This is a genomic window from Chitinophaga sp. 22308, assembly GCF_052045305.1.
GTDB classification, from domain to species: Bacteria; Bacteroidota; Bacteroidia; order Chitinophagales; family Chitinophagaceae; genus Chitinophaga; species Chitinophaga varians_A.
The window spans coordinates 516,818-528,786 of the sequence record NZ_JBQEOP010000001.1 but is presented as its reverse complement, the minus strand read 5'-3'; the positions used below and the strand labels follow the sequence as shown (position 1 = coordinate 528,786).

At 50.4% G+C, this 11,969-nt stretch carries 9 protein-coding genes; 4 read left to right on the top strand and 5 right to left on the bottom strand.

The window, feature by feature from the left end; genetic code table 11:
- Nucleotides 1-6 precede the first annotated feature (6 nt).
- From ACTJJS_RS02155 to ACTJJS_RS02140, 4 genes are all read right to left on the bottom strand, one after another.
- Nucleotides 7-852, bottom strand: coding sequence for a hypothetical protein (locus ACTJJS_RS02155; RefSeq protein ID WP_440662221.1), 846 nt, complete (start codon nt 850-852; stop codon nt 7-9).
- A gap of 220 nt (nt 853-1,072) precedes the next feature.
- Nucleotides 1,073-2,452, bottom strand: coding sequence for a DUF5458 family protein (locus ACTJJS_RS02150; protein WP_168869513.1), 1,380 nt, complete (start codon nt 2,450-2,452; stop codon nt 1,073-1,075).
- A 40-nt stretch (nt 2,453-2,492) separates the two neighbouring features.
- The gene (locus tag ACTJJS_RS02145; protein WP_168869514.1) at nt 2,493-2,939 is read right to left on the bottom strand and encodes a hypothetical protein; all 447 of its coding nucleotides are present in this window, start codon (nt 2,937-2,939) and stop codon (nt 2,493-2,495) included.
- Between the two features lie 80 nt (nt 2,940-3,019).
- Entirely contained in the window at nt 3,020-5,476 is a 2,457-nt protein-coding gene (locus ACTJJS_RS02140; protein ID WP_440662220.1) for an AAA family ATPase, read from the bottom strand.
- A 661-nt stretch (nt 5,477-6,137) separates the two neighbouring features.
- Here ACTJJS_RS02140 and tssD point away from each other — a divergent pair.
- The 4 genes from tssD to ACTJJS_RS02120 are packed head-to-tail and all read left to right on the top strand — an operon-like array spanning nt 6,138 to nt 10,913.
- Entirely contained in the window at nt 6,138-6,527 is a 390-nt protein-coding gene (tssD, locus tag ACTJJS_RS02135) for a type VI secretion system tube protein TssD (protein WP_168869516.1), read from the top strand.
- A gap of 3 nt (nt 6,528-6,530) precedes the next feature.
- Entirely contained in the window at nt 6,531-7,658 is a 1,128-nt protein-coding gene (locus ACTJJS_RS02130; RefSeq protein WP_440662219.1) for a hypothetical protein, read from the top strand.
- Nucleotides 7,659-7,701: 43 nt separating this feature from the next.
- Entirely contained in the window at nt 7,702-9,513 is a 1,812-nt protein-coding gene (locus ACTJJS_RS02125) for a type VI secretion system Vgr family protein (RefSeq protein ID WP_440662218.1), read from the top strand.
- Nucleotides 9,513-10,913 (top strand): hypothetical protein, encoded by a 1,401-nt coding sequence (locus tag ACTJJS_RS02120; protein WP_440662217.1) that lies wholly within the window; start codon nt 9,513-9,515, stop codon nt 10,911-10,913. The genes ACTJJS_RS02125 and ACTJJS_RS02120 overlap by 1 nt, the downstream gene beginning before the upstream one ends.
- A 9-nt stretch (nt 10,914-10,922) precedes the next feature.
- On the opposite strand, the gene ACTJJS_RS02115 is transcribed toward ACTJJS_RS02120, so the two are convergent.
- Nucleotides 10,923-11,966, bottom strand: a complete 1,044-nt coding sequence (locus ACTJJS_RS02115) for a DUF3137 domain-containing protein (protein ID WP_440662216.1) — start codon at nt 11,964-11,966, stop codon at nt 10,923-10,925.
- Nucleotides 11,967-11,969 lie beyond the last annotated feature (3 nt).

The following is an 11,969-nucleotide window of genomic DNA, read 5'->3' as shown; positions in this document are numbered from 1 at the left end:
GTTTTCCTATTTTGTCAACATATACTTGGGCAATGTGCTGGCAGGCACATACAGCACCAGTTGCGGCTTGTTGTCGGCAGGCTCCAGCACGATGATGATCTCATCTTCCTTTTTGAAGGTTCTGGAAGGCACTACAAATACTTCCTGTGCTTCGCCGTGGGCTTCAATGGCAGCCGGGCCTTTCTTGTACAGCAAAGGCATGGTATGCAGCACCGCGGTGTCCTTTTTCTCCTTGTGTATCAGCGTAGCTTTCACAAACTCGTAAGGCTCCTTGTTTTTGTTGCGGATGTGGAAGCAGAAGTAGTTCAGTGAACTAAGTGTCATCGCTTTGGCGTAACCGAGGCTCACGCCGTCTATTTTCACTTCGTAGTTGTGATTTACTTTACTGTCTTTTTTGAAGTCTTCCGCCAGATCGCTGACAGTAACAGTATCCACGCTGATCAGTGGAGCGCTGTCATCTTCCACGGGCAGCTGAAGGGTGTTGGGATTTTTACTCCCGGAATCCTTGTCACCATGCCTCGGCTCAGGAGTGCCGCCAGCCATGACGGTTTCCTTGCCGCCTCCCGGTTTCTTTGACAACACGTACTTCAGTTTGGCCAGATCTGCATTCTCACGGTAGGTGAGGATCATGTAGTGAATATTGTCGCCTTCACGGACAATCAGATTGGTAGGCTTGGGAGATGCTGTGACCGCTCTTACCACCGCCATGTTGCCGTCTACGATCCGGTAATCATAATCGGTGTTTTTTCCATCACCGATCTGGAACGTGGTGATAGGGGAACCACTGGTAATAAGGGTAGAAGCGCCTCTTTTTGTCAGCACAGTGTCGGTCCTTCCGACTTGCTGCGCCATCGCTGTGGGGGCCGTTCCAATTAACAAACAAAATAAAATACTGCGCACCGCTTTCATTGTATTTACACTTAACAGTTGAGTTGGCTCTCAGGTTGTTTTATCTACCTGAAAAACAACCGTAATAAAAATTATGTCGTGCTGCAATGATCAACGTTGTACAGGGCCTTGCCGGTTGTTCAACGATGATCACTGCCAGCATGTAATTGATCTGACTACCTGTTTATTTATCCTGCTCATATTTGGTATCCCACTCAGCTGCATCATCTCCTTTCTGGCCTTCCATTTTAATCAGGAAGTTTTTGGCAGGAAAATAAGGCTTCAGGTGAATATCCAGGTGGATACGGTCTTTCTGAATCGGGTCCTGTTCAAAACGGCGTATGTTGAAATCTTCGATCAGTTTATCCGGGCCGGTAATACCATCGAGGAAGCGGATGATCTGCTTCATGAGGTCTTTACGGGTATTGGCGTTGAAGTTTTCAAAAGCACGGCGGTTCAGGAAGTCCATCAGCACTTTGGTCACAAAGTCGAACACACGTACTACGGAGTAAGTCTGCAGGCCAAGGTTATCACCATTGAACAGTGTTTTGGCACTGAAGGCCATTACTTTGCCATATTCCTTCACCATGGGCACGAGGCCCATTTTTTCGAGGCTGGCGATTTCGCTTTTCTTCAGTTCGAAGCGTACACCGTCCACTTCGTTCATGCCGCCGAATTTTTTACCGGCTGTTACCTGGGACATGAGGGTTTTGTAGATTTTACCTGCCAATGCGCCGGAAGGCGGCACGTAGAGGTTATCGTCCTCTCCTACTTCATCGAATTTGCCACGGCCAACGAGCCAGTTGCAGGACATGATCACATTGGAGCGATGTATTTCGCCACCGGTGAGGTTCGCCAGTTCAAACATTTCCATCACGTCGTCCGGAGCATCGAGGTGAGCGAAGTCTGTCACCAGCATGGCTTTGTTTTCATGTGCTATTTTAGCCCATTTTTCCAGCACCTTGTTGGAACCGAGATAACCCGGAATAACCAGCAGGCTGTAGTTATCGCGCAGATCGAGGCGGTCATAGTTGGCCACCAGTTCCTCACGGACAGCGTCAATAAAGCGGGTGTTATCGAGGTCTTTCAGTTGTTCAAGTTCCACATTCATGAAAGAGATGTTCTTCACTTTGTCGGACTCGGTATTTTTGAAGAACAGTGCCACATTGCGGTAGGACTGTTCCAGTTCGCGGGTGCCTTCCACCGCTTCAGCGAGGTTTTTGTTCAGCACCTGTTCAGCTTCGGCGGCGTGTTCGTTACAGAAGTCCACCATATCCGGCAGTTCTGTAGCTTCGGAGAGCACTTTTTCCCAGAGGGACAGTGTTTTCCTGAGTTTATCTCTTTCCGATTTTTTTCCTGCTTCCGTGAGGAAAATATTACGGCGTGCTTTTCGGTCCGGATTAAGGTTCTGAGCGCCTTCCACCGCAGCTTCGATGAGATCGAAGCCGCCGTATTTGACCAGGCTCTCAATATTTTGGGCGAGGTTAACTTCTGGTTTGGCTGACGGTTGTTGTCCCGCATTTTGCAGGTCCTGCAGCTCCTCGTTTTTCTGTAATTCTGCCATAAGAAATGATATTATGTTCCGGGATAGGGGAACCGTTTAATTATTTTGTGTTCAGGTCTTTCAGCATGCCGCGTATAGCGTTCAGCATGGCCTGTCTGGCTTCCGGATCAGCGAGCGCCTGTTTAAGGATCTTGTTGGTCTTCAGGTTTTTCATGATTTTCAGGTATTGCTCTTTCTCTGTGGCGAGGTCGTTGAGGAAAGCGCTTTGTTCGGTAATACCTTTCACGCCAAAATCGCCGAGGTGATGGAACTGCAGTTTTTCCGGCACCGGACGGCCTTCCGCATCATGGAAGCTCACGTTGAGGCTGGGCTTGAAGTGTTCAAAAACGGCTTCCACGGAAGTAAGCCCTTCCACGATTTCAGGCTTTACAGGTGCTTGCTGCGTGAGTTTTTCAGCAAACAATGTACGGTTATGCGATATTTCCACAATGGCTTCATTGGCGTCCAGTTTGACTTCTGTGCCACCAATTCCGTAGTTGTCATTCATAACAAAACATTTTGAGATTTTCCAAATTAGTAAAAGGCCGGGGGATATGTTCCCTGTCCCTTTTTATTGTTTGAGGTTTTTTACTTGTTGATAGACCATTCCAGTTTATCTTCTTTCAGGTCGAGCGTTACGGACATCTCCTTGCTAAGGCTGCCATCTATGATCATGCGTGACAATGGTTTGCGGAGCTGGCCACGGATCACTTCCCGGAGCGGGCGCGCGCCATAACGGGGCGAATAGCCCATCATAGCGAGGTGTTGCCGGGCTGCCGGTGTAACCGTCAGCGTGATCTGCTGCTGTTCCAGCAGGTGCAGCAGGTGTTGCAGATGGATATCGAATATCTTTTCCACATTTTCCTGCCGGATAGGACCGAAGGGAACGATCTCCGTCAGCCTTCCGAGAAATTCCGGCCGGAAGTGGCGGGTCATCAGTTCCATCAGTTGCTGTGACGGCGGTATCACCCCCTGCTCAAAGGAAGTGGCGATGGCGTCGCTACCGATATTGGAGGTAAAGAGCACCAGCGCATTGGAGAAGTCTCCTGTTTTCCCCAGTCTGTCGTGTAATTTGCCCTCGTCCATGATCTGTAAAAAGATATCAAATACAGACGGGTGGGCTTTTTCTATCTCGTCGAATAATACTACTGCGTAGGGTTGTTGCCGTATTTTGTTGACCAGCAGGCCGCCTTCTTCATATCCCACATATCCCGGAGGCGCACCGTACAGAAGAGCTGCAGCATGTTCTTCCTTAAACTCGGACATATCGAAGCGGATCATGCAGCGTTCGTCCTGGAACAAGAAGTCTGCCAGAGATTTCGCCAGCTCCGTTTTACCGGTACCGGTAGGTCCCAGGAGGAAGAAAGAGCCAATTGGCTGCCCCGGTCTGCTGAGGCCGGACCGCGATTCCAGGATGGCGTCGGATACGGCTTTCAGGGCATGGTCCTGTCCTACTACCCTTTTACGCAGGTGCAGGTCCATGGCCACCAGGCGTTCTCTTTCCTGTGACTGGATTTTGCCCAGCGGCACGCCTGTCATGCCGGCTATCATGGTGGCCAGGTCAACAGGCGTTACGGTCTTATGTTGCACGGATACCACGCCGGCCAGCTGGTCCAGCAGTTGTTGCAGGTTGTCCAGCAGTACGGTGGTATCTGTTATTTTGGTCAGTTCGGTTTCTACCTGCAATTTACCGGTCAGCAGTGCGCCCAGTCTGTCAGTCAGTTGCCTGTAAAACCAATGCAGGTCTTCACTTTGTAAGTCTTCCTTACCACGCAGCGTTTCCAGTTCTTCCCGCAGGGACACGAGCAATGGCGCGCGGGTGTCCTGCATGGTGCGGATGGCGGCCATGGTACGGTCCAGCAGGTTGATGGCGCTGTCCGGCAGGCAACGTTCCTTCAGGTAGCGCCGGGAGAGGCGGATAGCCTCACGGGTGGCGTCCTGGGGGACCTGTAGCTGGTAAAAGCTTTCATATACCGGCACTACGGCGCTCATCATGCGGACAGCCTGTGTTTCGTCGGGCTCAGCCAGCGTGATGGTTTCAAAACGATGCCGCAGGATGGCGTCCGGCTCAATGAGTTTGCGGAAACCTTCCGGCGTGGTGGTACCGATAAGAATGATCTCTCCTTTTCCAAGCGCGGCTTTGATGACGTTGGCCATGCCGCCGCCGGACTGTTTATCGAGAAGGGTATGCAGATTGTCAATAAAGAGTATATGCCTGCCCGTTTGTTTGAGCTGCTGGATGATCTGAAGCAGTCTGTCTTCCAGCTCATTTTTATAGGCAGCGCCGGCGATAAAGGCGCCGTAGTCGAGGGCGTAAATATCAGATTGCTGTAACTGCAGCGGTACCTGCTTTTGTGCAATTGCGCGTGCCAGTCCTTCCACCAGTGCTGTTTTGCCTACGCCGCCTTCACCGATCACCAGTACGCTGGCGCGGTCTTTACGGGTAAGCACCTCCGACAGCGCGCGTATGTCGCCGTCTCTGCCGATGACCGGGTGATAGGTCTGCAACAGTTGCGGGTCCGTCATCCGGTACACATATTTCAGCGATGCCGGTTTGATGGCCGCTGTGGTGGTTTTGCCGTTAGCTGTGTTTTCCGGTCTGCTGCGGCCCTGTTCGCTGGCGGCAATGAGCTGGTCACGGGTAAAGGGGAACGATTTTAACTGCTCGTACGAAAAGCCCACCCCGGGAGTGCATAACGCAATCAGCAGGCTCCAGGCATCCGTTTCCGGTTTATCTGCCTCCTGGGCTATGCTGATGGCCTCCTGCAATACAGTGGCAGCGGCATCGTCGGGTTCAGCTTCGTCTACGGTGCGGGATGTACGGGGCAGCTCGTCCAGCCTTACTTCGGCCCATTCTTCCAGGTAGTATACGTCTATATTTATCTGATGCAGCAAGGGAGCCAGTCCCACCTCCTTATGCAGGGCGGCACGGAGCAGGTGAGCAGGGGAATACTGCACATGATGATGATCTTTTGCAATTGCCTGGGCAATCCTGAGAGCAGATTGCAGTTCAACGCTGAATATGGTCAATGTTGAAAGGGTCATTTGGATGATTCAAGGTTTTTCTAATCAAGTTAACAGTTACAACAACGCAGCTGCTTAACAAAAGCAGTTGGGTAAAGATACTGCGAAAACATTTACATAAAATTGAATCTGCAAGAAATTCTTACCGGAGGCTAACATTAGTTTTTTCATAAATATTTACTATGGGGGCAACTTTTATCCGTATACGATTTTGAAGTCTTCAGAAATACAATACCAGTATGCATTACAAACGATCTACTGCTATTTTATCTCATTAAAATCAAAAAATATTTTAAACATAAAATTAATACATAAATTTTTTACTTGACAAAAAAATCATTAAAAATCGAAAGGATGTCTACCTATTAAATAGGACAGGGTAATATTCATGATCGAAAATAAATCACTGCTTCACACCATTTATCCACGAGAATAATTACTTTCGTATCAACCTTTATTGAAAGAGAAAAAACCTGAAACATCCATGAACAAGAGACCCGTGAGAACGACCTTTTGCCCGGAAACATGTGTCACCATTAGCTTTCATAACATTTCATTCACCCGTTCCAACAAGAGGACCACAACGACCATATAAATTTCGTATATAACCTGTTATACCTGTGTCTATCTGCGTATAGTCACGGGACAACGGGATTGTTAACACTAAAAAATTGCTTTTTTTATGTCTTTTAAGGCAGAACTGATTATAGCTGGAAAGTCAGCCAATGTGCTGGAATGTAACTATGGTTTCTCCCAGGGTACCGACGCCATCGGTAAACCCAGTACCATGCCCCGCGGCGGTACCATCTCCCTGGTATTGGAATCTGCCCGCGACACCGACCTGGTGCAGTGGATGATCTCCCCGGAGGAAAAACGTGACGGCACCATCATTTTTAAACGCCGCGATCATGACTCCAGCCTCCGCACGGTGGAATTTACCGAAGGCATCTGCGTACAGTTCCACGAAAGCTATCATCACTCCGGCAACAGCCCCATGATCACCCATATCGTGATCTCTGCCCGGGAACTTAAAATCGGCAACGTTGCCTATAAAAGAAAATGGGAGGACTAAGCCATGGAGCATATCCCCGAAAATATCAAAGTGGTGGCCCGCTTTATCCTGCTGTCACTACAACGTACCCTGGCGGATATCCACATGAGCGAACACCTGGAGGAACGTGACCACCAGAAATGGTACAACGAAAGCTTCCTGGAAAATGTCAATACCGACATCTCGTTTAGCCAGGCAGAGCAGCAGCACCTCAACCAGGGACTGACAGCCATGACTTATCATCTGCCGGTGGTATTACATAACGCAGGGCTCACCAAAACACTCATACCGGCTTCCCACATCTACTGCCAGCTGCAAAACAACCTGCTGGGCGTATACGTGCAGGAAGTAGGCACTTTTATACTCGACATACAGTATGGCAGAATGGTCACCTTTATGTGGCCGACCGTCGCCACAGATAAAACAACGGCAGCCCCTGCAACAGACAGCCTTTCCCGTTACCGGCTTCATACAAACGCTGACATGGACGGGCGCATCAGCCGCGACGCAGGGTTCCTGAAAGACAAGGCGAAAGACGCCATACAAGACAAAATAAAAGCTTTCGCCAAAGCACCTGCTGGTGTTAACCTCATGAAATTCAGATCACAGATCAAACATTTCGGCGGCGTGCATGATGTATACAAAGGCCTCTTCAAAGAAAGAGACCTGGTAAAAGGCGTACTGGCAGGAAATCCCGGCGAAATCATGGCCGACCTGAGCACCAAAAAAGCAGGGGAAGGCAACTTCCCGGGCATCGACTATGTGCCCGGCGCCACCCAGCTGCTGGACATCATGGCCAATGATAAATTTAAAGATGCCGACATGGAAAACATCAACATGGCGCAGAAGGCCCCGGCCGACCAGGGTGGCGGATACGGCCCCCTCACCAGAATGATGGACGCCTATAACAGGCACTGGGGCACGGAGTTCGTAGGCCTCTATCTCATGGAAGACGCCTATCAGCAGGCACTGCACAATAAAACCATTCCGGGCTCACTGACCCGCCATTATACCAGCCACTTTGACCTTAACCCCAGGGACGCCTCCGGGCATCCTTATAAATATTTTATCTACATGCATGTAGAAGATGTCAAAGGCGGCGATATCGATTTTCAAAAAATAGGCGTGATTAAGGTCAACCCAAAAGACTGACCACACACTCATTCATTGACAAAAATTTTTAAACCTGAATACTATGGGCGACGATAAATTTCTGAATAAGTCAACAATAGGCATTGAAGGCTATGCCGGACCGGTAGAGTTTAAAAATGTGACACTGGAACAGGCTGTCGGCAGCCACCATTATTTCAGCTTTCTGTGGCGCCCCGGCAGCCTGAGCAGCAATCTCTCCTATCAGCAGGGAATCATTGAAAAATATATCGGTAAAGGCATCTCCATCAACTTCGACGATTTCCGTTTCAAAGGCCTCATCACCAGCATGGCCGTGATAGAGGAAGATGGTGCCGCCATCGGTTTTCAGGTGTCAGGTGTAAGCCCCACCATCCTGCTGGACGATGTCCCGCAAAGCACGTCCTTCTACCAGAAATCCCTGCAACAAGTGATGCAGGGCGCCCTGCAGGATGCCGGCTCCGGCCTGTTGAAAACACAGGTGGTACCGGCCCATAAAGGCACCCTCCCCTATTGCGTACAATATAACGAGACTGACTTCGACTTCCTCGCACGCATATCCGCCCGCTACGGCGAATGGATGTACTACGACGGCAGCGCCCTCGTGATCGGCGACACTCAGAAAGGCGAAGTGAAACTCACCAAAAATGTTACGCTGCACCAGCTGAAAACCGTGGCCGCCGTGACACCGCAGCGGATCAACTATGTATCGTACGATATGATGAAAGCCTCTCCGCTGAGCGAAAAATCGCAAAAAGCGGAAGCCGGCTCCCACCCGCTGATGCACCTGTCTTCTGCCGCATCAGACGACCTGTACAGCTCTTCCTCCCAGAAACAAACGTTTGTGCATCACGGTTATACACAGGATGAACTGAAACAGGTAAAGGAAGTGCAGAACAAAGTCAACGCCGCCGCATTTGTCCGCGTCAGCGGTATCAGCGAACTGCCGGTAATGCCCGGTCAGCAAATCAGCATCGCCAGCGACTCCGGACAAAGCGCCTACACGGTCATCTCCGCAACACACTACGCCAGTACGCCCGGCAACTATCACTGCTCCTTTACGGCCATTCCCGCCGATGTGAAGGTGCCTCCCTACAGTAATCCCCACCTGGTGCCTAAAGCAGATATGCAGAGCGCCATCGTAAAAGACAACAACGACCCGGAAAAACTGGGCCGCGTAAGGGTGCAGTTCTTCTGGCAGCAACAAAATGACATGAGCCCCTGGATACGCCAGGCTTCACCCGCCGCCGGCGGTGGCACCGGTTTTCATTTTGTACCGGAAGTAGGGGAAGAAGTCGTGATCGGCTTTGAAGGCGGAAACGCGGAAATGCCTTTCGTACTGGGCAGTAAGTTCAACGGCAAATCCAAAAGCGGTTACGGCGACGCGCAAAACAATATGAAAGCCATCAAAACACGCAGTGGCAACCTGATACAGCTGGATGATAATTCCGGCAGCGTGACCGTGACCGACAAAAACGGCAGTACCATGATCATGGACGGATCAGGCAATATTACCGTAAAATCACAAACACTGGTCACCGTAAAAACCGAAGATAAAATCGTGGTAGACGCTCCTAACCAGATAGAATTCCTTTCTAAGGAAATTCATCTGAAAGGCACCAAAAAAGTGATCATCGGGGAGGGACCAGCTCAAATCACAGTGGACAACGAATCCAATAAAATCACCAGCGGGGCCGATAAAATAACGGCGACCGCCGATACGTTGCACGAGCTGAAAAGCCTCGCCAATATGAAAATGAGCGCTCTCCATCACGAAACAGAAGGTAATACACAGGTATCAATCAAAGGCACCTCCATTAAAGTAGACGGAGGCACCACAACAGACATTAAAGGAGGCATGGTAAACCTGAACTGCTAATGAACGAACACAATCCGATAGCACTGGAGATTAATAAAATTCAGGCACACTGGCGCAAGGCTGTCAGCGGTAATGACCCGCTGCGCCTGGTACGCCTCATGATATTGCCCGAAGAAGCAAGGCTCTATGAAGGTTTTTTTAAACTGGAGTCCTCTCCTCACGGCCAACTGGAAGAAATATTTGTCACACACCTGACACCATTTGAAGGGGAAGACACCTTCAGCGCGGCCATCATCCGGGACTGGCTGGCTACCTACGACAACAGCGCTACGCTGTTACAGGAAATGGAAGCCAAAAACAGTAAGCTGATGTGGGACCCTGCGCCCTTCAGACAGTTGCCCGCCGCTGTTCCACAGGACAAGCAGTTGCTGCAACTGTTACAATCTTTCCGCGAGGCATTGCCCCATCAACCAGCCACACTGGTGCTGGCGCTGCTGCCATGGCAGGTAAGCGATACCCGCAGTTTCGCCGGCTGGCTTACGCGGCTGCTCAAGCTGGGCATTCCGGCAGGCGTGCGCATCACGGTGGTGGACCATGTGGGAAAAGATTACCTGCTGATCAATGACCGCCCGTTTCCCGGACAGATCATATCGTTTCACGTCCCCCTGCAACTGGCAGACGCGATACAACGCCTCGCTACTTCCGGTAATCCCAATGATCCGGAAATAGCCTATCGCAAATGCCTGTTTGAAATGGGCAATGCCGCCAAAGACAAAGACATCAAACGGCTGCATTATTGGGGCGAACGTATGCTGGAAGTGACGCAACGGAGCGGCAACAAAGGGCTTTTTGCTACCGCGCACCTCACCTATGCCGGCATGTTGTTCAACTTCAAACGTGACCCGCAATTACCGCTGCTGCTGGAAAAAGCCACCCGTATTGCCAAACAGGGCATACAGATGGGCGACAACGCCTGCATCTCCCTGCTGATCCAGGCATACGGCTACCAGGGTGCCTACGCCCAGGTACGGCGCAACTATGGCCCGGCCATTGAATGGTTCCTGCAACAGGCGGCATTGGCAGAACAGCACCAATACCTGTCCCAGGCGGTAATGTCCTGGTACCAGGCGGTGGAACTGAGCCGCCGGAAAGACAGCAGCCGTTACCGCACGCTGCTGGAACAGGCCTACAAATGCGGTATTCCCATGACGGACGATGAAATTTCTTCTTCCGTTTACAGCTTCCTCGCGGCGGATTATTACGATTACGCCTATACGAATAAACAAACGGCGCTTATCAAAGAAATAGATGAACGAATGAGCCGTGTTTTTGGCAGGGAATGGAAAGCGGAAGTGGACAAACTGAAGAAATCGAAAATGAAGTCACTGATGCAACCACAGCTGAGCGAAGAAGAAGAGGAAGAAGCCGAAGAAACAGCCAGCTCTCCTGCAGAGAAATGATAAGCCTTTTCAGGAACGGGAGAAAGCCACAGATGTCCAGATACTGCCATTCTGCCGCAGATCGTCCAGGATCTCCAGCAGACCGGTAAAGTCCATGTAAAAATTAGTGAGCGTCCGCCTGTCTGTCAGCGAATCCTGCAGCCCGGCTTCAAAATAATCTTCCCCATGGCTGATACCGATATAGATACGGTTGTTGTAAAATGAGATGAACACCGGCGCCTGTGAACGTTCCTGCAAACGGGCGATCTTTTCCAGCAAAGGCAATGTCAGCAGCTGTTGCGCTTCATCTGCATCTTTGGCATATGCCATGAAGAGTTTATTAAAAGCCGCATCGGCTGTTGTTACTTTTTTCCCCAGGTTCCAGGTTTCAATATAATCGGTGTCTGTCTGTCCAGCTGATGTAAGGTTTTCCATCATCGTAACACGCGGTACGATGTACACCGGTGTATTAAAATAACGCGGGAACTGCGCCACAAAATAAGTGCCTTCAAAGACCACGTCAGGGCCCAGTCCACGGAGCGTAACAACAGGCATGTGCGTAACCTTGAGGTCACACCACTGAAAATTCAGGTCTCCCCTTTTACCAAAAACCTGGTCATTGCCTGTGATATTATATTCCTTGCGCGCAAACAGGCCACTTTCAATGAACTCCTCATAGCTGGCATGGTTCAGCGGCTGATAGGTAAAAGCCGGGTCCATAAAACGGACGATTGGTTGTATCACCTTGTTTTTAAAATCCTGTTTATAATCCACCATTTCCTGCATGCCTTTTTGTTTGGCCATATAACGGCGGAGCGCAAAACTCAGTCCCAGCGTGAGAGCCACCCCTGCACCCAAAATCAGGAAGACAGATAAACTGTTGGTGCCGCTGCTTTCCTGCCGGGGAATGACCACCCACATCAGGAAGATAAAAAAGATAATCACCGGCACTATGCCCAGGACACGCATGCGGCGTACCCATGCCTGTCCGGCTTTGCGCTGCTGCTCCAGTTGCTGTAGCTGCGCATCCAGTTGTTGGTCTACAAACGTATTAAATTCGGCTAATGTCTTCATACA